Origin of the sequence: Bacillus sp. OTU2372 (genome assembly GCF_038440275.1) — a bacterium.
GTDB classification, from domain to species: Bacteria; Bacillota; Bacilli; order Bacillales; family Cytobacillaceae; genus Neobacillus; species Neobacillus bataviensis_B.
Window position 1 is genome coordinate 53613 of sequence record NZ_JASATK010000022.1, and the last position, 21192, is coordinate 74804.

Below are 21192 nucleotides of genomic sequence, written 5' to 3' on the forward strand. Positions count from 1 at the left end.
ACTAAAAAGGATGGGATGGTATGAAAGAAAAGGGGAAGGCTTTTTATGGTTGGTGGATTGTTGTAGCAACCTTTTTGATTATGACTTTAATTTATGCTCCGATTGCCAACTTGGTTTCATTATTTATTCTGCCTGTTACGAAAGAACTAGGATTTGGTCCATCTCAGTTTATGCTATATTTTACCATCATGGCTTTAGCTGCCATGGCTGTAGGTCCAATAGCAGGTAGATTAATGAGAAAGATGGATTTAAGAGTATATCTAACATTATTTATTTTAATTGCTTCTGCTGCCTTTGTTGGTTTTTCATTTTCAACTAAACTGATTCATTTCTATCTATTTGCCATCCTAATGGGGGCCGGTATGGCAGGAGGTGCAATGATTCCTGCATCCGTTCTCATCACCAATTGGTTTAATAAAAAACGTGGTTTATGTTTAGGGATTGCTTTGTCAGGTAGTGGATTTGGGGGTGTAATCCTTAGTCCTTTAGTTAATTGGCTTATCACAGCCTACGGGTGGAGATCAGCCTATCTAGTCTTAGGAATTTTAATAGTTGCTGTATTAGTTCCGTTGGCTGTATTTGTAATAAGATTAAATCCAGCTGACAAAGGTCTATCACCACTTAGTGAAGAAACGAATTTAATAAGTACACAAAAGAAAGAATTAACAGGTACAACTCAGGGCGAAGCATTAAAGTCCTTATCATTTTGGACTCTTTGTTTAGCGATCTTAGTAGGCGGGCTCGTTGTTAACGCAATGCTAATCAATCTTGCCCCCTATCTGGCTAGCATAGGTACAACTGCCAAAACAGCTGCATTGCTATTATCTTTAGGCTCGGGAATGGTAATTGTCGGAAAACTGGTAGTAGGTCGGTTATTTGACAAGCTGAGATTAGTCACAACATTATTTATTATATCTGCAGGAAGTCTGGTAAGTTTTTTATTTTTGATGAAAGCAAACATAGTCTTACCAGCTATTCTTTATACTGTTTTTTCAGGAATAGGCTCAACAGCTGTTACCGTTACACCTGCCTACATGACAGGAGCTCTTTTTGGTGAGAAGGAATTTGGTGCAAAATATGGAGTTGTAGCCATTTTTATTTCATTAGGTGCAGCCATAACGCCAATCGTGTCAGGTGCTATTTACCAAATAAGCCATTCATATGGTTCACTTCTAACTGTTTTAATGGTTCTTTCTATTGTCCAATTTGGGTTATTTTTCATGGCAGCTAAAATAAAACCAAAGTTTGATTTAAATACTTTTAATGATGATCGAGCAAAAAGTGAAGGAGCGTTACTATGAGTAGAACCCTAGGAAAAGATTATATTTTAGCACGTGCTGAGGAAATAAAAGAGGAACTAATCAAATATCGTAGATATCTTCATCAAAATCCCGAAATCGGCTTTGATTTACCAAAAACGGTTGCCTACGTGGAAGAAATTTTAAAAAACATGGGTCTTGAACCTATAAAGGTAGGGACCTCCGGGTTAGTTGTAACGATTGGTAAGAGAAAGGGTAAAACTCTTTTGTTAAGAGGAGACATGGATGCGTTACCTCTAAAGGAAAATACAGATCTGCATTTTAAATCCACTAATGAATTTATGCATGCATGCGGTCATGATATCCATACGACATTCATGCTCGGTGCGGCAAAGTTATTAAAGGAAAAAGAAAATGCGATTAACGGAACGGTCAAGATCATGTTCCAACCAGCCGAGGAAATTGGCGCAGGTGCTAAGGATATGGTGGCGAATGGGCTATTGGAAAATCCAAAAGTAGATGCGGCACTGGCTCTGCATGTTGATCCAAGCTTAGAGGTCGGAAAATTCGGATATAAGCCGGGGATTGCAGCATCGTCATTGGATGGCTTTTTCCTAAAAGTACAGGGAAAAGGCGGGCACAGTTCTGAACCACAAAAAGCCATCGATCCATTGATGATTATTAATGCGGTCTACTCGCAATTAAATAGTTTAGTTGGGAAAGAAGTAGACCCAAGAGAAAAGGCCGTTCTTGTTATCGGGAAGATGGGTGGAGGAACTGTCGCAAATATTATTCCTGATTCTGCCCACCTTGATGCCACTTTACGTACATTTAATCCGAAAGTAAGGGATTATTTATTTAAAAGAGTTCCAGAGATTGTTGATGCAACCGTTAAAATGTTACGCGGTACCTACAGCCTTCAAACAGTCTCAACCCCTTCTTTATTTAATAATGAGGAATTGTGTGAGCAAATGGCACATTATGTAAAAGAAGTCATTGGAGAGAACAATTTGGAGGTCAACAAGGAGCCGTTGGCGGGCACAGAAGATTTTTCCTATATCAGCAATATTGTGCCAACGATGTTTATGTGGGCTGGTGCCAACGGTTTAGGAGAGAACCATTATCCGCTTCATAATCCAAACGTTGTATTGGATGAAGGAGTTATTCCTTTGGGAGTAGCAGTCGTTGTTGAGACAGCCATCAATTGGTTAAACCATAATTCCAATCAATAAATAATAACTAAAAATATATTTTCCTTAAACGGGAAAGATACCTTATTACTAAAGAAATTAAAGTGAAAAGGTATCTTTTTCTATTCTTTAAAAAGGGCTGTTCTTTGAATTTAAATTTACCCTATAATAATGATAAAGTGTTTTGGTATAACTTTTATTTAAAATACAAATTGAAATAAGGATAGTGTTCTTCCTTTTACAATAGAGGAATGGAGGTTAAATCTTGAATATAGATATCAGAAATATCGAAAAATTAGTGGATTATGATAATATTTTAGTTGCCGATAAAGAAGGAATCATCATTTTTTTTGATTTAGCCGATTTAAATGTTCTTAGAGAAATTGGTCTTAGACCTGAGGAATTTATGGGAAAACATATAACCTCATTTTATAAAAACCTTACAAATGAAAACAGCACCATTATGAGAGTTATAAAAAGTGGAAAAGCCGAAAGTAATGTTAGACAACAGTTAGTTACAAAAAGTGGAAATCATTTCGAATCGATAAATTCCACATATCCGATTATTGACAACCATAAAGTGATTGGAGTAATTGAGTTCTCAAAACACATTTATTCCAAGGAAAATATCCAGTCTTTGGATAAAATGGCGAGCCATAAAGTTTATCGGAAAAATAATACCATTTATACAATTGAAAATATTATTACTGCCAATCCAAATATGAGAGCCATTAAGAATAGGATAAAGAAAATTGCGAAAACCAATTCTACTGTCTTAATAAATGGTAAAACAGGCACAGGGAAAGAGGTTGTTGCCCAGTCGATACACAATTTAAGTGATCGATATGGATCTCCATTTCTTTCACTAAACTGCGGTGCGATTCCACCTAACCTGCTGGAGAGTACTTTGTTTGGTACGGTTAGAGGAAGTTTTACAGGTTCCACAGATATGCCAGGATTAATGGAACAAGCTGAAGGTGGAACATTATTTTTGGATGAAATTAATTCTTTAGATTTTTATCTTCAGGCAAAACTGCTCAAAGCGATTGAAGAAAAAATGATAAGAAGAATTGGCGGAAACAAAAATATTTATGTTGACATAAGGATCATTTCGGCAACAAATGAAGATCCGGAAATTTTAGTTTCTGAAAAAAGATTGCGAGAGGATCTTTTTTACAGATTGGGAGTTGTTCAAATTGATTTACCTGCTTTAGCTGAAAGAGAAGAAGATATTGAAACATTGCTTGAGTATTATATTCATTTTTACAATAACCACATGAATATGTCTATTGACGGTGTAAAACCGGAAGTGCTGGAATGTTTTAAAAGGTATCCATGGCCAGGGAATATTAGAGAATTAAAAAATGCAATCGAAACAGCTTATATTAATGCTACTTCTAATCAAATTTCTATTGAGGATATACCTAAGAGAATTAGAAAATACAATGAGGTAGAAATAAGTAATCAAAAGGATACTAAGGAATGGACTTTAAAAAATGCGATTGAGGAGTTTGAGAAATCCATCATTATTAGTGAAGTAAAAAATACAAACGGGAAATTAACTGAACTGGCAACACGATTAGGAATTTCCAAACAATTATTAAATTATAAATTGGAAAAATACAATTTGAGGTAAAAATTCTTTACTACTAGGTAAAAAATTTTTACCGTTTTTTATTTAGTTTAGTAATGGCAAAAAAATTATACGTTAAAGGAACATAGGGATGGTTTTCATGGCCTTTTTCGTTCATAAGTTAAAACAAAAGAACCGACAGCAGCCGTCCCAAGGGCTCTGTAAAGTAAACTAATACTCGTATTAAAAGAGAGCAGATGCTCTATTTTTTGATAATATATTTAAATTGGTTAACTAGCTTTATAAACATTAATTAAGTGTTTAATTAAAACAGAAGTGTTAAAATAAGGTAATAAAAGTATAGTGGCATTATTTTAATTGAGCATAGGGAGAAATTTAAATGAAAGAGATTGAAAGAAAGATTTTATCCTTCCGGGATGAAAGAGATTGGAAAAAGTATCACAACGAAAAAGACTTGGCGATTTCTATTTCTCTTGAAGCTAGTGAGTTGCTCGAGAACTTTCAATGGAAGACCACTGAAGAGGCACTAGCTGAAACAAGAGAGAATATTAAAGATGAAATAGCTGATATATTAATTTATCTAATCCAGTTAGCAGATAAAATGGAAATTAATCTTGAAGAAGAGGTCACAAGAAAGTTGATTAAATATGCAGAGAAGTACCCAGTTAAGAAATAGGAGGAAACGGTTAAGTGATCATTTATAATGAGACATCTTCCGCCTTTTTAAATCATATCTACGAAAATAAAATTGGCTATGTACTAAAGGAAAAAGTATTAAGTAAAATGAATAAGGTCGTTTCAAGCAGTGAATTACAGTCTTGGGAAAGATCTCTTCCTCAAATGGCCAAGGTGCTGCGTGATGCTGACTTAAAAGAGGACACACATGTTTTATTAGAATATAAACTGCCTTCCACTGAGAAAAGGATTGACTTTCTGATTACCGGACAGGATGACAAAGGTACAAAGAATGCGGTGATTATTGAATTAAAGCAATGGCAAAAGGCAAAAACTGCTGATGGGGACGGAATTGTTCGAACCTTCTTGGGCGGGCGAGAAAGAGAAACAGTTCATCCTGCATACCAAGCATCATCATATAAACGATACCTTCAAAATTTTAACGAGTCTTTGTATAGTGATACTTTTATAAAACTTCACTCATGCGCCTATTTACATAATTATATTATGGCTAGTATTGGTGAGCCGCTGCTCGACAAACGATATGATAAATATATTAAAGAATCTCCATTGTATTTTCAATTTAGTGATCGGGATCTAGCTAAGAATATCCGGCATTTAGTGTCAAAAGGAAATGGTAAAGAAATAGCCGATACGATTGAGAATGGCAAAATCCGTCCTTCCAAAAAATTAGTAGAGACTGTGGGATCACTAATTGCTGGTAATGAAGAATTTGTATTACTAGATGAACAGAAGGTTGCTTATGAAAAAGTAGCGAGTCTTTTTAACCAGTTAAAAATACAGACGGACCAAAAGCATGTGATTATTATTAAAGGAGGACCCGGTACTGGGAAATCCGTTATAGGATTAAATTTAATGAGTCATATGTTAAATTCAAGAGCATATGTAGAGTATATAACACCCAATCAGGCATTCGGGAAGTGCTTCGCAAAAAGTTGATTGGTTCATCTGGTAATGTAGAAGTCAGGGATTTGTTTAAAGGATCCGCTTCCTACGTACAAACACCTGAAAACTATTTTGATGTCCTTGTTTGTGACGAAGCTCATCGATTAAAAGAACATGGTCATATGAAGAAGAAAATTGAGGGAGAAAATCAAATTACACAAATTATTCGCTCCTCACGTATAAGCGTGTTTTTTATCGATGATTTTCAAAGAATCTCCAAAAAAGATATCGGCAGCGTTAAGGAGGTAGAAAAGGAAGCCTCAAGGTTTGGTGCGACCCTTCACACTGTCGAGCTTGAATCACAATATCGATGCTCGGGTTCAGGTAATTACATTTCATGGTTAAATAGCTTATTACATAATGAAAAAGAAAATTTCCCTTTGGAAGGGGATTTTGATTTTAAAATTGTTTCAAGTCCCCAGAAGTTAAAAGAGGAAATCGTTGATAAACGCGGCGGTAGACTATTAGCTGGATACGCGTGGAAATGGACAAATAGTTGGTGGAGAGCTTGCGAAGGATGTGGAAATCGAGGAACATAAATTTGCCTTGCCGTGGAATGATCCGAATCGAATTGACTGGGCTATTCATCCGGAATGTGCGAATCAAATTGGGTGCATTCATACCGTTCAAGGGCTAGAGATGGATTATGTTGGTGTGATTATAGGAAAAGACCTTGGTTTTGATGAGGAAACAAAGAAAATCATTGTAAGAAGAGATGAGTTTAAAGATAAAGGGGCAAGGCCTGCGAAGCCCAAAAAAGGTCAAGTTGATCCTTTAGTTGATCTAGTTAGAAACACATATAAAACGTTGATGACTAGGGGGATGAAGGGGTTTTATGTTTATTGCTGCGATAGAGCATTGGCAAAATATATTCAAGAAAATACCATTAATAAGACTAATTAATTGTTCCCACATTCCACACATTTGAAGAGTATCCCGCAATTCATTTTAAAGAAAGGCAACTAACCCTCTGAAATGCACCCCGTCAAGTAGACAGCGGAAATAAATAAAAGACACTAAGCGGCGTTAGCCCTGTATTCTAAGGGACTAAGGCCGTTTAGTCTTTTTTGTAATCATTCATAAACAAATGGCTCAGTGATTTAAAGGCAGACCAACTTCCCGATGGGGGAGTGCCTTTCGTGATTCCAAATGTGGTGGATGGTGATTCATTCGCTGCATGGGGAGATGCAGCTGTTATTTGTCCTTGGACGGTATACCTCATCTATGGTGATACTAGGATTCTCCAAGAACAGTATTCTAGTATGAAAGCTTGGGTAGAATACATTCGTGCCCAAGGTGAAAATAAGGTTGCATGGAATACTGGCTTCCATTTCGGAGATTGGTTTGAGCTGGATTCAAAAGAAGACAGTTATTTTGGTGCTACACTGAGTATAATCAAGAAGGATACAGAGTAGTAGCGGATTGTGATCTGAAAAGCTATTTAGACAAATCCATTACCAAAACAGAGAAAAAAAGAGAACAACAGAAGTAACCTGATGTTCCCAAATTGAAATAACTATTTCAAAAGACTGTTTAATCTTTACTTATAGACCTTCATCGGTAAATAAGTTAAGGACTGTCCCGTAGCAGAAGCAGTTAAATTTCTTTCTAATTGAAACCCTTCAACCGGTTCGATGCGAGAAAACTTTTGTAAGAATGCCTCTAGAGCAATTTTCATTTCTAATCGTGCAAGAGGGGCACCTAAACAGATATGTGGACCATTTCCGAATGTCAAATGTCTTTTATTATTTGAACGATGAATATTTAAAGAGAATGGGTCGTCAAACATATTTTCATCCATATTACAAGCACTCATCCACGCAATGACAACATCTCCTTTCTTTAACTCAGTGCCTAATAAATTATTGTCTTGTTTAACAGTACGATCTCTTCTAGACATATGAAAACGATATCGGAGCATTTCCTCGACTGCGTTTGGCACTAATTCTATATGGTCTTTTAGTTCTCCATATAATGACTGGTCATCATAGAGCAATGAATAGAAAGTATTGGCAATCGCATGACTTGTTGTTTCAACCCCCGCACCTAAAAGCAGCATTGTGGTCTGTACGATCTGCTCATCGGAAAACCTTTCTCCATCTACTTCAGCTTGGATTAAGTCAGAGATAATATCATCCGAAAGGTTCGAACGTTTTTGAACGACAATCGGGTAAAGATATTGGAAATATTCTTTGGCAGCATTTTGTTTCTCCAGCTCAATATCTTCCAATCTTTCTTTGTCATAAGGTTGGAAAAGAATATCAACCCATTTTTTGAACTGATACCTATCTTGTACCGGTACCCCAAATAAATCTGTTATGACCAGACTAGGCAATGGCGCAGCTAAGGCTTCAACAATATTAACAGTAGAGTTTTCTTGTATGGCTTCCACAAGTTCGGATGCAATCTGTTGGATACGGGGCTCCCAGTTTTTTAAACTGCGGGGAGTGAAAGCAGCTGCCAACAAGGAGCGTCCTTTCCGGTGCTGAGGTGGATCTAAGAGTGTAATATTCATAATAGGCGAGGTTTTTTCTTGTTTGTCTTTAGCTCCAACAAAGATTGTGGTTCTTGGACCTTCACTTGAAAAGTATTCATAGTTACTTAACACCTGTTTAACATCTTCATATTTAAAAACATTCCATGTATTTGTTTTTTCATGATAATAAATAGGATGCTTTTGAAGCATTTCTTTGTACCAATTAATAGGAAAAAACTCTTCCGTACGTGATTGGAAATTTGTGATTTCATTCATTGGAATTACTTCTTTATTCATAAAATTCTTCCTCCTGTAAATAAATATACACAAAGTAATATGAATGGTTAATTGCTAATTATGTATTACTTCATGTCTTTTCCTAATTTTAATTTACTCTAATCAGAGTAGTTTATATAGAGTAAATTGTACTAAAGAATTTTATTTTTGTTCTGTTGCAAAATTATATAAATGGGCTTTATTTCTCTTGCGATACACGCTTTCAGAAGCTGAGAATGAAGACAAATGGAGGTATGATAAATACTATTATGATAAAATTTAAAGGATTAAAGGACTAATTATAAGAAAGGAGATTTTCCAATGTCTCTTTCGTTATTTATACTCGGGAGTTTGGCTAATGAAAATAGCAACCCCTATCAATTAAAGAAAGCCTTGCTAGATGTAATTCCCATAAAAATAAGTGAAGGAAAATTTTACTATAATTTTGAGTCACTACAGAAAAAAGGGCTAATTGAGCCTGTCGAAACAATTGAGATAGTCAATCGCCCAAACAAAACCCTGTACGGGATAACTCAGGAAGGAAGGCGCTTTCTTGAGCAAGAGATTTATAACAGCTTTAAAAAAGTCTCAAAGATACAAGATTTGTACATATCCATTTATCTGTTAAAATACATTGATCCAGCGAAGGCAGCTTTTTTCCTTGAGGAAACTTTAAAACAAGAAAAGAATCGGTGGGCTGAATATAAAGAGGCTAAAAATAAAGAAGAATTCAAAGTGCGAAATGAATTGCTTGATGAAAAACAGCAGAGGGCGGTTCAATTTATTAGTGAACATGCATTTAGTCAATCAGACCATAATATTCGTTGGATGGAAAAGCTCTTAAATCTTTTAAAGCAGTTCGAAGAATGAAATAAAAAGCAGGATGGCTATGTTCACGAATTACAAAGGCATAATGTTTAACAATTTTCTTCTCTTATTGTACTATTGCTAACGTAAAGGAAATCGGACCAACAATTCCTAATGATGCACTGGATCAATGTATTCCTAATTAAAAATGATAAAAAACTATCTTCTTCTGAAGAAATGAATCAGGGCTAATTACCAATACCGTGTAAATAAAAAGTATATGAAAAAGGCTAGGTATTCACATTTCCTAGCCTTTTTTATAGTTTTTTTGGGGGCAAGTGATATAAAATTATTATAGATTTCTCTCTAACAAAATTCCTACTTGTTCTGCCATAACTTTAGGTGGATAAAGCATTCCATTCGTGATCCACCATTCCACAATCCCAACATATGAAGTGACAATAAATTGAAGAAGAACATCTTCATTTAATTCATGGTTCTTTCCTTGTGATGTATCGACTTCATCCTTGAACTCTTCAATAAGAAACTCATGGAACTGCCTACGGAAAGAAGGGGCTCCTTTACTTGCTAACATGGTTGAAAAGAATAAATAATGACTTTTGAGGTATTCAAACCATGGCAGGTTCGCATCTTTATACTCCATTTCAGATGTCGATTCGCAAATTTCCCCCATTTTGTCAATATGCTCTTCAATGAGCTTATCCAATAGGTCAAATTTATCCATGTAATGAAGATAGATGGTTCCTCGGCTAACATTGGCCCTGTCGGAAATATCCTGTATCGTGATGTCATCAAAACTTTTTTCTGACATTAGTTCAACTACTGCTTTTTTTATCGCTTCTTGGCTTTTAGCTATTCTTCTATCCACTTTAGTCATTTAGATTTAAACTCCTTTAAAGATAATTAAAAATTTTTATTTATATGTTCACTAATGAACAAATTGTGTCCAATTAACAATTGCCAGTATTCAATTTCTATTTATAATTATATACAGTTGTTCATTAATGAATCAATATTTATTTTTGAAAACGACTGGAGTTACGGATATTCGCAGAATCATATAAAGCAGTATAATCGGGGGGATTAAGTTGCAACAGAAGACTTTAGCGTTACAATCAACAAAGTTATTTACGAATAGGGATTTATTCGTATTATTTTTGCCACTTATCATAGAGCAGGGTTTAGAATATCTGGTGGGATTGGCAGACTCCATTATGGTAGCTCACGTTGGTGAATCTGCTGTATCTGGAGTTTCCCTTGTAGACTTTGTTATGGCTTTACTCATTAGTTTGTTTGCGGCACTCGCAACGGGTGGGGCAGTAATTGCGGGACAATACATGGGCAGGAAGAAGCAGGAAGAATCAAGGGAAGCAGCAAATCAACTGTTATGGTTTGCTGGCACTATGTCTATTATCATTACGCTCATTATCTATCTTATCAAACCACTAATTTTGAATGGACTATTTGGTCAAATTACCGATGAAGTTCGCACTAGTGCAAATACTTATCTAATGATCACTGGCATATCTATTCCATTCCTTGCGTAATATAATGCTGGAGCTGCCATATTTAGGACAATGGGTAATGCAAAACTGCCCATGTATGTAATGTTGGCCATGAACATTACTCACGCAGTTGGGAATGCCATCCTTATCTATGGCTTTCACTTTGGCGTTGAAGGTGTGGCCATACCGACCCTTCTATCACGTATTGCGGCATCTGTAATTATTATTACATTGGCTTTTAACAAAAAGCAGCCACTATATATAAAGAAAAGTTTAAAACACAAATTTAACTGGTCCATGATTAAAAGAATCTTAGGTATTGGTGTTCCATATGGATTGGAAAATGGTTTGTTCTATTTGGGAAGAATTGTTGTACTTAGTCTAGTTTCCACTTTTGGTACAGAAGCCATTGCAGCTAATGCGGTGGGAGGCACCATCGTAATGTTTGAAGTCCTGCCAGGTATGGCAATCGGCCTTGGGCTGACTGTAATTATAGCAAGATGTATCGGTGCAGGAGATTATGAACAGGCTAAATATTTTACCAAAAAAATTATGGGTATTGTGTATGTGGCACAAGTAGTTAGCTGTGCATTGGTGCTTGCTATACTCCCAGCCATATTAAATGTCTATGGATTATCAGAGACTGCAAGATCATTAACGACACAAATCGTTTGGTGGCATGCAGCTTTCGAAGTCATCATTTGGCCGCTTGCTTACACTTTACCTGTAACGTTCCGTGCATCAGGAGATGCTAAATTCCCGATGTGGGTTGGGATTTTATCGATGTTTTTCTGTCGTATAGCGTTGGCTTATCTCCTTAGTACTTATTTTAACATGGGAATGTTTGGTACTTGGGTGGCTATGTTTATTGATTGGATTGTGAAAGCATTCATTTTCGTCGGTCGATATATAAATGGAAAATGGACTAAATATCATGCAATTTGATTAAGAACATCTATGTAAGTTTGTTATGATCTAGAGTATTATGTCAATTTAAAACGAAAAGCTTAAATATAATTTTTAGAATGTGGGCTACGTAATGGTAGCCCATTTCAATTTTAATGAACAAGCCATATTTTTGTGCTTTACAAAGACGATTTGGTTCATGAAAATTTTCTTAAAGTTAATGAACAATTTCGATTGATTTGTTTATTAATTAACAAAGTGAGCTGATTTATCCATTGATAGCATGATGAATCAATTTATAATAATAAACAGATGTTCATTAAGATATTGGTGTTTATATAATTGATGGTTAATGGTTAGCCAAATATCCATTAATGTAAATTCAAATTTTAGCGATAACAAAAAAGGATTGTGTTATGTCTCATGTGTAATAATCATAAAAACATTACAACCCGTGTACTTAGTGTTCCGAGTGTAAAAGCACCATTTGAAAAGACAACAATCGAACGGAGAGATTGACGGCCGGATGATGTTTTAATCGATATTAAGTATTGTGGAATCTGCCACTCCGATATTCATAATGCACACAATGATTTTGGCAGGGGTGTCTTCCCGATGGTTCCTGGTCATGAAATTGCAGGCGTTGTGATAGCTGTAGGTTCAGAGGTTACAAAATTCGCTGTTGGTGACCGTGTTGGTGTGGGTTGCTTTGTTGACTCTTGCGGAGAATGTGAATCTGCCTTAGAGGTGAGGAGCAATTTTGTAAGAAAGGTGTTGTGGTTGTATTTAATTCAATAGGCTACGACGGTAATCTACCATACGGTGGATACAGCCAAAAAATCGTTGTAAAGGACAAGTTTGTTGTCCGTATTCCAGACGGACTTGATCTGGGTGTAGCAAGCCCATTATTGTGTGCAGGCATCACGGACTTACTCTCCAATGAAACACTGGAATGTCGGCCCGGGTAAGAAAGTTGCGATTGTAGGAATGGGAGGTCTTGGTCACCTCGCTGTACAATATGCCCATACTATGGGTGCTGAAGTTACTGTCCTAAGTCAGTCTATGAATAAAAAAGAGGAAGCCTTTGGCTTTGGAGCAGACCATTATTATGCAACCAGTGATCCTACTACGTTCTCTGAGTTGGCTGGTAAATTTGATCTTATTTTAAACACAGTGTCTGCCAATATTGACGTTGATGCATATCTATCAATTCTTAACGTAGATGGAATACTTGTAAATGTAGGTTTACCAAACAAGCCAGATCAGTACAATGTGTTCTCACTATTCGCTGGCCGTCGCAGCATTACTGCTTCCAACGTTGGTGGAATTCGGGAAACACAAGAAATGCTCGATTTCTCCGCTGAACATGGCATTGCCCCAATGATTGAAGTAATCCGTGCAGACCAAGTGGACAAAGATATGAGCGAGTTCTTCGCAGCGATGTACGTTATCGATTTGTTATTGATATGTCTACATTGTAATACAACTCTATTTAAATGAAAGAATGGGTCAATCAATGGGTTGACCCATTTTTAGTTCAGAAGAATTAAATAATACGCACAATAAATTATATAAATAGGTCTTATTCTTATCACCCCCTTGAGTTTTGAGCATTCTCAACTCTACATTAAACATGGTAGTGTAAAACAAAATTAATAAATATAATGGATAATTAAAATTATTTTGTCTAATAATCAACAAATCCTAGGAAAGTGTTTAGTTATCACTGTGTATAGAGAACAAGATAGGGGTAATTCTATTATTGTTAATCGAATTTTTCGGTGTTAACTAGAAAGGATTGTGTTGTCTTTTATGTCTAATAATCAAAAAAACACTACTACAACGGGTGTTCTTAGCGCTCCAAAGGCAAAAGCACCTTTCGAACGCACTACCATTGAGCGAAGAGAATTAAGACCTGACGACATCTTAATTGATATTAAATTTAGTGGTATTTGTCATTCGGATATTCACAGTGCTTTTGATGAATGGGGCGGTGGAATATTCCCAATGGTTCCTGGTCATGAAATAGCTGGGGTTGTGGCAGCAGTGGGATCAAGAGTTACAAAATTTGCTGTTGGGGACCATGTTGGTGTTGGTTGTTTTGTTGACTCGTGCGGTGAATGCGAATACTGCCAGAGCGGTGAAGAGCAATTTTGTACGAAAGGTGTTATTGGCACATATAATTCATTAGATTATGATGGTAATCCAACTTACGGCGGATATAGCCAAAAAATCGTAGTAAAGGAAGATTTCGTTGTCCGTATTCCAGATGCTCTAGGTTTGGATGTAGCAGCTCCGTTATTGTGTGCAGGTATCACTACATACTCTCCCTTGAAACACTGGAACACAGGTTCAGGTAAAAAGGTTGCCATTGTGGGGGTTGGAGGCCTTGGACACGTAGCTGTTCAGTTTGCACATGCCATGGGTGCCGAAGTAACTGCATTGAGCCAAAGTATGAAAAAGAAAGATGAGGCAATAAAGTTGGGTGCGGATCATTATTATGCAACCAGCGATCCTGGAACATTTAAAGAGTTGGCTGGTCGATTTGACCTAATATTAAACACGGTTTCCGCAAATCTAGATGTTGATGCGTATTTATCTATGCTTCGGGTAGATGGAACACTTGTAAATGTCGGTGCTCCAGCTGAGGCTGATAAGTATCATGTTTTTTCTTTAATTATGGGTCGTCGTAGCATTGCTGGGTCACTTGTAGGTGGAATTCGTGAAACACAGGAGATGCTGGATTTTGCTGCTGAACACGGTATAGCTCCTATGATTGAAATCATCCGTGCTGAACAAATAAATGAAGCATATGAGCGTGTTCTACGTAGTGATGTACGCTATCGTTTCGTCATTGACATATCAACAATGTAATTCTTAAAGCTAATTCTCTATTACCTAAGTTTAGTCAATCTATTTTTACACCAAGGAGGGCTTCTCATGAGCCAAGAGAAAAACTTTTCTCCTAACAATGGTAATTTCGCAAAATTTGTCCTAAATCACACCGACAAAAATAACAACCATGAACAAAATGTAAGCCAGGTAACTGAAGAGTTCGCTACTGAAAATGATGCTCAATTCATTGATAACAATAATGTTAAAAAAGATGCACACCAATAATGATACTTTAGAAAATAAACCGCTTCTGTAGAGGCGGTTTTCTTACATCATTATTAGATGATTCCTGCAATTCACGTACTAAATGATGATTGTTTTTTTAACCTATATTCACTTGGCGTTTTACCAAAGAAATCTTTAAATTTTTTATAAAAAAACGTAAGGTTATCATAACCAACCTTATTTGCAATCTCATAGATTGGGTCAGATATTTTTTCAATCAGCAAGGATGCATGTGTCAATCTTTGTATTTTAAATAATTCTTTGAACGATTTACGGGTATTTTTCTTAATTAACGTACTGAATCGCTTGGACTATAATTAAAGTAAGCCGCAGTTTCTGCCAGTGTACAAGTTTGGTAATTATTTTCAATATACTGCAAGATGTTTATTAAACTAGTTTCGTTTGAGGTTTTCGCAAGTGGCTGGTGTGAGTCGTATTTAAATATTCGTAACAGCTCGGTAAAAATAATAATCAAGTAAGATAGGACAAAGTTACCTCCTACTCCTTTATTTTTTAAATATAAAATTTAAAGAAATATAAGATAATGCTAGAAAAGTGTTCAAGAAAGAGTTTAAAAGTGAAAAGGAATTTATTTGGAGAATACTATTCCAGTTTGAACTCTAAAACTTATAAGTTTTTGCCAAACAATACTTTATTTCCGCTAATTGCATGTGTAATTATCACACACCAGCATGAGGGGACAAATCATATGATATATTAGGCAATTCATAAAGATTCAATCACGATTATTATATAGAACAGGAATATGGGGGAGATGCTTTTTTCAAAAAAGAAACTTCAGGGGGAACATTTTGAAAACATTATTATTGGAGAACATTTTAACTGCCATGAACATTCAGCCAAATGACAAGCAAAAAGGAATACGGATCAAGATCGTCACGGATGACAGATCTGAAATTAGCAGTCATACGTTATATTTTCGTTCGAACAATCGAGAGGTGTCTGTTGAAACGATAAAGAAATACAAGAATGTATTCATCGTTACCGATACATCATTTACGCATATGGAAAGATTAGATTCTGAGCAAATCATTATAGTAAAGGATCTCAAAGAAAGCTTCTTTAAATTTACTTCGTATTACAGACATCTGTTTAACATTCCTGTCGTCGCCATTACGGGTACATGTGGAAAGTCTACTACGAAAGAAATGCTAAAACATATTTTAGAAGAAACACACAATGTCCAGGCAACCATCTCCAGCAAAAATGCCGATTATTATAACCTTTCTTATTTACTGGGAATTGATGAAAATACCGATGTGGCAGTGTTTGAAACAGCCGTATCTAAAAAAGGGGATATGACGGAGTCCTGTAAGTATTTTTACCCGAATATTGGGATTATGACCATGATTGATGTGGACCATACGGATAAAATTCGATCCTTTGATGATTATCTTGCAGAAAAGGCAAAAATCATGCAAGGCATGAACAATGAGGGAATTCTCATCCTAAATTTGGACGACCCCTATCTTTCCTCCATCGATACGTCTAAATTTAAGGGAAAGATTATCACATTCGGAAAAAACAAGAATGCTAGGTTTAGAATTAAGAAGTTTCAATATGATTCATCTGGCATGACTTTTTGGATGGAATATAAGAAAAGGGAATATAAAGGATATATACCAGGGCTTGGTGATCATAGTGTCTATAATGCAGTCGCTTCATTAGCAGCAGCTAGCTTGTTAGGAGTGGATATTCGCTATGCTTTAAAGAGATTATCCTCTTATCATCACATGAGATCTCATTTTCAAATAATGGAAGGACGAAATCAAATTACACTGGTGGATGATACGTGGAAGTCAAATCCTGCTTCGTTAAGAAAAGGCTTAGAAACATTAAGCAGGATAGCATTGCCATCCCAACGGAAAATTGCTGTTTTAGGGAGAATGGCATCACTGGGAAAATATGCAGATGAAGAATACGAAAAGGCAGGACATTTAATCGCTGCCTCGGGGGTCGATGTACTCATCACCAAAGGGTTTATTGCAAAGGATTTTCAGAAGCCAGCTATAGAGGCAGGAGTAAATCCAGATCATGTTTATCATTTTTCCGATGCAGATGAAATGAAGAGGTTTTTTGATTCGTTTTTAATCCCGAATGACATTGTTTATTTCAAAACTGGCGGGAATGACTCAGACTTCGATGATGTCATCGAATATTTAAGAAGTTAAAATTTCACATAAAGAGGCAGCTTTGCTTTAATGAATTTCAACCTTGTTTGTGAAGTTCATGAGCGGTTAGCTGCCTTTTTAGGGATTTAAATATTTAAATATGAAAAGAAAAAAATAGGACGCCATAACAGCGACCTTAATATCTGGGGGCACTATATAACATTATGATTATTACAAAATGGTGGAAAGAAATGTTGAAGCGTCTAATGTTTATTTGTATCAGCTAGATATTTAGCATATAAGATCGTATTTTTGGCTACATCTAATTCAAGATGATAAATATTTGGCGGACCGGGTCTCCAATTCACTTCAAAAAGCCATAGTTTTTGGTTTGCATCAATTCCAACGTCGATTCCCAGTTCATCCAATTCACTGTCATATAAAGAATCAAAATGATTGGAAAAACTGATCGCAAACTGTTCAAGATACCTTTGAATATCATACCAGGAATCACCAAACTCGGTTTTCAAAAAAGTATCCAGGTAAGTACTATAACCACCACTCCCCATATTAGAGGTTATGGTCCCTAAACGTCCGATCCTTGGATAGATAGAAGTAATCACCCATTTTCCTTCTCCGTTTTTTTGTACATGCAGCCGGAAATCAAAAACATGACCAGCTTTTGTTTGACTAGTAATAAACTGTTGAACCACGTAATCTTGTTCTTGTATTTTAGGGGATAACCATTCTAACAATTGTTTTTTATTCATAGATGATTCTAATCCAGCTTCATTCATTTTGTAATGATTTGAACCATCTTTTTCAACTAAAACAACGCCGCCGCCTTGATGTCCAGATAACGGTTTGATAATCACTTTTTGATAACGTTTGATCATGTCATAAAAAATCTGAACGTCCGTTAATTCATAAAAAGGAATAAGGTAGTGTTTATATTTATTTGCCTTTTTAATTCTGTTATACACCGTTAACTTGTCCCCAATCGAATGACTTGTAAACGGAATCCTATCGTACAAATAATCATAGATATGTTTCGTTTTCTCACTAGCAAGATAACTTGCATTATAAATAACATCAGGGAAAGGAAATTCCTTTTCAATCCATTGTCCATTTTCATAGGATTTTCCTAGAATTATTTGCTGTTTGATATTCACCTTCCCTGGGGTAAAGTAAAAAAAGGTTACACCTTCAGCTTTTGCGACAGCAGCATAAGCATATGCTTTCTTTACTTTACTTGGATCTCTACGATGATGAAGCATGCCAATTAGCGTCATTTTCTTCTTTCCACCTCTCTCCAAATACTTCTTCTAATTTTTGTTTAATCATTAAGAGCTCACGAGGAACATCATACTCATTCTTTGCACTCAGAAATTTAAAGGGGGTCAAGGTAGAAGGTGATATTGCTGGCTGCTCGGATGGCCATTCTTTTCGCTTGTATTTTATTACTTGAGGATGCCAAAATGTATCCACAACGATCTCCCATTGATAAAGGTGGACGTACGATCTGTCCTTTTCGGGGTTTTATATACACCTCTTCTACACCGGGATATTGAGAGCTGAGTTCTTTCCCCGTTACCTTACTTAATTTCCCTTTAGAATCAACGGTTAAATAATGTGCATATACATACTTACTGTGTTTTTTAGTAAGGCAAGGCTCATTTCCTAACATTAATTGAATGGTTTCCTCTACTAAATTTATTCCATATCCAACTTCAATGATTCGATTCATCGCTCCACCTGAGATTCTCGGGTTAATTTCAATTAACTTCCAAACCCCGTTTACTAAACGCATTTCAAGGTGACAGGCACCATTTCTCATCTGAAAAGCTTGTAAAATGGAACTTACTGCTTCAAAGATACGATTGTACATTCTTTGATTGATATTGGGTAGTAAACAATATCCGGTTACAATAAATCGTTGAAAAAGAGTAATTTGTTGTTCAATGATTGCTACTATATGAACTTTTCCATTGTGTACTAAAACTTCAATTAAATATTGGGGTCCTTCTAGATACTCTTCCAGTAAAATCTGCTCATGTTTTTTTAGTAAATCTTGAATTGCCAGCTCTAACTGGTCCTCGTTATTTGCCAACATAACATCTTTTGAGCCGGCAGATGTGGGACACTTTACAATAAGAGGTAAATAGTCCTTGGCTTGATCAATAAATTCCTCTAAGGAAAAATCATCTGGATTATAAAGGGCATAATGGGGAGAATTTGGGTGTCCTTTGAGAAGCTCACGAGTTAAAACTTTATTTTCCATTATAAAAATGGAATCGGTAGAGACTATACTTGTACAAAATTCTTCTGCTAAGACGGCTGCTAGATGAACGTAAGAATGGACAAAACTAAAAATGCCTATTATTTGTTTACCTTGTTGTTGTAGTTGGTTAAGGTTTTCTCTTAATTCATCATAATTGGATAATTCCACTAAAATCATTTGATGGACGTCGGGAAATTCTGTTCTTTGGTGAATGAATCTTTGTTTATTGGTGAATAACACCGTAAAATAGCCGAGTCTTTCAGCTGCTTTGATTGCTTCCCTACTAGATCCGGATTTGTTGGTTTCAATAAATACAATGGTTCGCATAAGCCTAGTCATCCTATCTTTGCTGATTTTTTAATGAAGGATATAGATTTACCCATTTTATTTTTTTATTATCTAATAAGTACAATTTATTATATTGTCGTAAGGCAACTGTGGTATGGACAAACGTCATCATTATTAAAACAATTAAATTAAAAGATTTTGGATCCAGCTGATTATATTCGTGGAGTCTTGAGTACAATGGGCTTCAACATATAGGTGCAAAATAATAAATCTCAAACTCTTTAAAAGGGATTTGTATAAACTGAAAGTCTCGAAAAGAATATTCGAGACTTTTAATATTTGTCTAGAATTCTTGATGGTCACTGGTTTTACTCGGAATGAATATAGTATAGGGTTGAGCTCTTTGTTACTTTTACTTACATGTTGTTCAGTCTCCATCAGTTCTTCCTTCAAGTCTTTATTCGATTTTTTGTTTTTCATTTTTTACAAAGTAGACGACTTTCCCGTCTTGCCAAGTAATGATATGTTTCCCTAATCCTGAAGGGGGAGCATCCATTTTGATTGCTTTTCCGTTTGTTATAACGTAAGTACAATTTTCCTTCGGTTCGAATATGACTACTTGAAGATCTGATTGTATCAATTCGTTTCCCTCCATTAGGTCAGATACAGTTTTGGGTTTCATTTGTGATCCTCCATTTTCAATTTTTTTAGAATTCCAATTTGGTATTCAATTAATCATTAAGTTACCCTCCCAACACCTCCTTATTTCCGTTTGTATTTATAGGTCTTGATTGTATGTTTACCCCTTTTCTACTAGTCCACCTCATACATTATTAGAAGAGTTTTCGGATGTTGATGTATTATAAATTTTGTAAAGGAAGAAAATTCATTGGAAAAATCATAAGAATACTGGCAATATTCAGGACAAACTTCATTTGGAGCAAGGCTCCATCAACAAATTAAACCTCACTTCGGATGGCTAATCGAGAAAAAAAAATATTAGTCTTGCTCCGATTGACCTATTCAACCAGTAATATTGCTGCATAACATACATAGGGTATATATTGGTTAAAACTAAGCCAGTTTAATTCCAACTTTGTACTGTCCCAATGACTACTCGTTTATTGAGTAGTCATTTTTATTTCAATTAAAAAAGCACCCATAATCATGAGCGCTTCTTCCTGATCTTCTGGATACAAACAATGATGTTTAATAGAGAAAAACAGTAGAATGTAAGAAAATTTCTTATTCAAGGAAGAAAGGCAATGAAAAACGGTATAATTAAAAATTGACTTACCATAACAGAAAGTGAGTATGATTTAGCTCAAATAAAGAAAAAGTATTACAAGACTGACTTTACATGGCCAAAAATATAATTTTGAATAAAATTTAAGGCAATAGCGAGGAGGTACGATACATGGCAGACATTAAATATGAAATCACACAAAAGATAGACGTCCTTTCAGAATCTGCAAAGGGATGGAAGCGAGAACTTAATCTGATTAGCTGGAATGGACGTGAACCCAAGTATGATATCCGTGATTGGTCCGAGGATCATCAGAAAATGGGAAAAGGGATTACGTTGTCTAAAGAAGAGTTAGACAAGTTGAAGGAAATTCTTAACTCACTTTAACCCAAGAGTTTTAAAAGATATGACTAGAGATTGAATATTTTTTTATTAATAAGCATCCTAATT

17 protein-coding genes and 4 pseudogenes are annotated in these 21192 nt (G+C 35.7%); 15 read left to right on the forward strand and 6 right to left on the reverse strand.

What is annotated here, in order from left to right:
- Window positions 1-20 precede the first annotated feature (20 nt).
- The 7 genes and pseudogenes from AAHB15_RS24185 to AAHB15_RS24215 form a co-directional block, all read left to right on the forward strand.
- On the forward strand, window positions 21-1301 hold the full coding sequence (locus AAHB15_RS24185; RefSeq protein ID WP_342043525.1) for an MFS transporter: 1281 nt from the start codon (window positions 21-23) through the stop codon (window positions 1299-1301).
- Window positions 1298-2491 carry a M20 metallopeptidase family protein gene (locus tag AAHB15_RS24190; protein ID WP_342043526.1) on the forward strand — a complete coding sequence of 398 codons (1194 nt, stop codon included), beginning with the start codon at window positions 1298-1300 and terminating at the stop codon, window positions 2489-2491. The genes AAHB15_RS24185 and AAHB15_RS24190 overlap by 4 nt, the downstream gene beginning before the upstream one ends.
- Window positions 2492-2714: 223 nt before the next feature.
- Window positions 2715-4085 carry a sigma-54 interaction domain-containing protein gene (locus AAHB15_RS24195; protein WP_342043527.1) on the forward strand — a complete coding sequence of 457 codons (1371 nt, stop codon included), beginning with the start codon at window positions 2715-2717 and terminating at the stop codon, window positions 4083-4085.
- A gap of 337 nt (window positions 4086-4422) precedes the next feature.
- Entirely contained in the window at window positions 4423-4719 is a 297-nt protein-coding gene (locus tag AAHB15_RS24200; protein ID WP_335575622.1) for a nucleotide pyrophosphohydrolase, read from the forward strand.
- A gap of 506 nt (window positions 4720-5225) precedes the next feature.
- A pseudogene (locus AAHB15_RS24205) lies at window positions 5226-6223 on the forward strand (DNA/RNA helicase domain-containing protein).
- Window positions 6204-6587, forward strand: a complete 384-nt coding sequence (locus tag AAHB15_RS24210) for a DNA/RNA helicase domain-containing protein (RefSeq protein WP_342043528.1) — start codon at window positions 6204-6206, stop codon at window positions 6585-6587. Before AAHB15_RS24205 ends, AAHB15_RS24210 begins: the two are co-directional and overlap by 20 nt.
- Window positions 6588-6760: 173 nt before the next feature.
- A pseudogene (locus AAHB15_RS24215) lies at window positions 6761-7069 on the forward strand (alpha-L-rhamnosidase-related protein); the annotation flags it as partial.
- Window positions 7070-7224: 155 nt separating this feature from the next.
- On the opposite strand, the gene AAHB15_RS24220 reads toward AAHB15_RS24215, so the two are convergent.
- A complete protein-coding gene (locus tag AAHB15_RS24220) occupies window positions 7225-8457 on the reverse strand; it encodes a cytochrome P450 (protein WP_342043529.1) in 1233 nt (410 codons plus the stop codon).
- Window positions 8458-8757: 300 nt separating this feature from the next.
- Here AAHB15_RS24220 and AAHB15_RS24225 point away from each other — a divergent pair, with 300 nt between their 5' ends.
- Complete coding sequence (locus AAHB15_RS24225; protein WP_335575626.1) at window positions 8758-9306, forward strand: PadR family transcriptional regulator; 549 nt, start codon at window positions 8758-8760, stop codon at window positions 9304-9306.
- A gap of 289 nt (window positions 9307-9595) precedes the next feature.
- On the opposite strand, the gene AAHB15_RS24230 is transcribed toward AAHB15_RS24225, so the two are convergent.
- Window positions 9596-10141 carry a TetR/AcrR family transcriptional regulator gene (locus AAHB15_RS24230; RefSeq protein ID WP_144567675.1) on the reverse strand — a complete coding sequence of 182 codons (546 nt, stop codon included), beginning with the start codon at window positions 10139-10141 and terminating at the stop codon, window positions 9596-9598.
- 211 nt (window positions 10142-10352) lie between these two features.
- Here AAHB15_RS24230 and AAHB15_RS24235 point away from each other — a divergent pair, with 211 nt between their 5' ends.
- From AAHB15_RS24235 to AAHB15_RS24255, 5 genes and pseudogenes are all read left to right on the forward strand, one after another.
- The gene (locus AAHB15_RS24235; RefSeq protein ID WP_335575628.1) at window positions 10353-10811 is read left to right on the forward strand and encodes an MATE family efflux transporter; all 459 of its coding nucleotides are present in this window, start codon (window positions 10353-10355) and stop codon (window positions 10809-10811) included.
- 30 nt (window positions 10812-10841) lie between these two features.
- Window positions 10842-11714, forward strand: a complete 873-nt coding sequence (locus AAHB15_RS24240; protein WP_342043530.1) for an MATE family efflux transporter — start codon at window positions 10842-10844, stop codon at window positions 11712-11714.
- A gap of 384 nt (window positions 11715-12098) precedes the next feature.
- Window positions 12099-13156, forward strand: a pseudogene (locus AAHB15_RS24245) (NAD(P)-dependent alcohol dehydrogenase).
- A gap of 331 nt (window positions 13157-13487) precedes the next feature.
- Window positions 13488-14549 carry an NAD(P)-dependent alcohol dehydrogenase gene (locus AAHB15_RS24250; protein WP_342043531.1) on the forward strand — a complete coding sequence of 354 codons (1062 nt, stop codon included), beginning with the start codon at window positions 13488-13490 and terminating at the stop codon, window positions 14547-14549.
- A 66-nt stretch (window positions 14550-14615) separates the two neighbouring features.
- Complete coding sequence (locus AAHB15_RS24255) at window positions 14616-14795, forward strand: hypothetical protein (protein WP_335571565.1); 180 nt, start codon at window positions 14616-14618, stop codon at window positions 14793-14795.
- Between the two features lie 71 nt (window positions 14796-14866).
- On the opposite strand, the pseudogene AAHB15_RS30300 reads toward AAHB15_RS24255, so the two are convergent.
- Window positions 14867-15091 (reverse strand): annotated as a pseudogene (locus tag AAHB15_RS30300) (helix-turn-helix domain-containing protein); the annotation flags it as partial.
- 516 nt (window positions 15092-15607) lie between these two features.
- Between AAHB15_RS30300 and AAHB15_RS24260 the strand changes: the two are divergent.
- Window positions 15608-16987 carry a UDP-N-acetylmuramoyl-tripeptide--D-alanyl-D-alanine ligase gene (locus tag AAHB15_RS24260; protein ID WP_335571566.1) on the forward strand — a complete coding sequence of 460 codons (1380 nt, stop codon included), beginning with the start codon at window positions 15608-15610 and terminating at the stop codon, window positions 16985-16987.
- A gap of 203 nt (window positions 16988-17190) precedes the next feature.
- Here the strand turns inward: AAHB15_RS24260 and AAHB15_RS24265 are convergent, their stop codons facing one another.
- From AAHB15_RS24265 to AAHB15_RS24275, 3 genes are all read right to left on the reverse strand, one after another.
- Window positions 17191-18219: a YheC/YheD family endospore coat-associated protein gene (locus tag AAHB15_RS24265; RefSeq protein ID WP_335571567.1), complete on the reverse strand. Its 1029-nt coding sequence runs from the start codon at window positions 18217-18219 to the stop codon at window positions 17191-17193.
- A gap of 98 nt (window positions 18220-18317) precedes the next feature.
- Window positions 18318-19535, reverse strand: coding sequence for an ATP-grasp domain-containing protein (locus AAHB15_RS24270; RefSeq protein WP_342043532.1), 1218 nt, complete (start codon window positions 19533-19535; stop codon window positions 18318-18320).
- A 418-nt stretch (window positions 19536-19953) separates the two neighbouring features.
- Window positions 19954-20178 (reverse strand): DUF3954 domain-containing protein, encoded by a 225-nt coding sequence (locus AAHB15_RS24275; protein ID WP_335571569.1) that lies wholly within the window; start codon window positions 20176-20178, stop codon window positions 19954-19956.
- Between the two features lie 735 nt (window positions 20179-20913).
- Between AAHB15_RS24275 and AAHB15_RS24280 the strand changes: the two genes are divergently transcribed.
- Window positions 20914-21129, forward strand: a complete 216-nt coding sequence (locus AAHB15_RS24280) for a YdbC family protein (RefSeq protein WP_335571570.1) — start codon at window positions 20914-20916, stop codon at window positions 21127-21129.
- Window positions 21130-21192: the final 63 nt, after the last annotated feature.

Bases quoted from the DNA above. Each gene is read 5' to 3' on its own strand.
- AAHB15_RS24185 (WP_342043525.1), top strand. From the start codon at position 21: ATGAAAGAAAAGGGGAAGGCTTTTTATGGTTGGTGGATTGTTGTAGCA.
- AAHB15_RS24275 (WP_335571569.1), bottom strand. From the start codon at position 20,178: ATGAAACCCAAAACTGTATCTGACCTAATGGAGGGAAACGAATTGATA.
- AAHB15_RS24230 (WP_144567675.1), bottom strand. From the start codon at position 10,141: ATGACTAAAGTGGATAGAAGAATAGCTAAAAGCCAAGAAGCGATAAAA.
- AAHB15_RS24225 (WP_335575626.1), top strand. From the start codon at position 8,758: ATGTCTCTTTCGTTATTTATACTCGGGAGTTTGGCTAATGAAAATAGC.
- AAHB15_RS24280 (WP_335571570.1), top strand. From the start codon at position 20,914: ATGGCAGACATTAAATATGAAATCACACAAAAGATAGACGTCCTTTCA.
- AAHB15_RS24220 (WP_342043529.1), bottom strand. From the start codon at position 8,457: ATGAATAAAGAAGTAATTCCAATGAATGAAATCACAAATTTCCAATCA.
- AAHB15_RS24255 (WP_335571565.1), top strand. From the start codon at position 14,616: ATGAGCCAAGAGAAAAACTTTTCTCCTAACAATGGTAATTTCGCAAAA.
- AAHB15_RS24265 (WP_335571567.1), bottom strand. From the start codon at position 18,219: ATGACGCTAATTGGCATGCTTCATCATCGTAGAGATCCAAGTAAAGTA.
- AAHB15_RS24250 (WP_342043531.1), top strand. From the start codon at position 13,488: ATGTCTAATAATCAAAAAAACACTACTACAACGGGTGTTCTTAGCGCT.
- AAHB15_RS24240 (WP_342043530.1), top strand. From the start codon at position 10,842: ATGGGTAATGCAAAACTGCCCATGTATGTAATGTTGGCCATGAACATT.
- AAHB15_RS24190 (WP_342043526.1), top strand. From the start codon at position 1,298: ATGAGTAGAACCCTAGGAAAAGATTATATTTTAGCACGTGCTGAGGAA.
- AAHB15_RS24270 (WP_342043532.1), bottom strand. From the start codon at position 19,535: ATGCGAACCATTGTATTTATTGAAACCAACAAATCCGGATCTAGTAGG.
- AAHB15_RS24200 (WP_335575622.1), top strand. From the start codon at position 4,423: ATGAAAGAGATTGAAAGAAAGATTTTATCCTTCCGGGATGAAAGAGAT.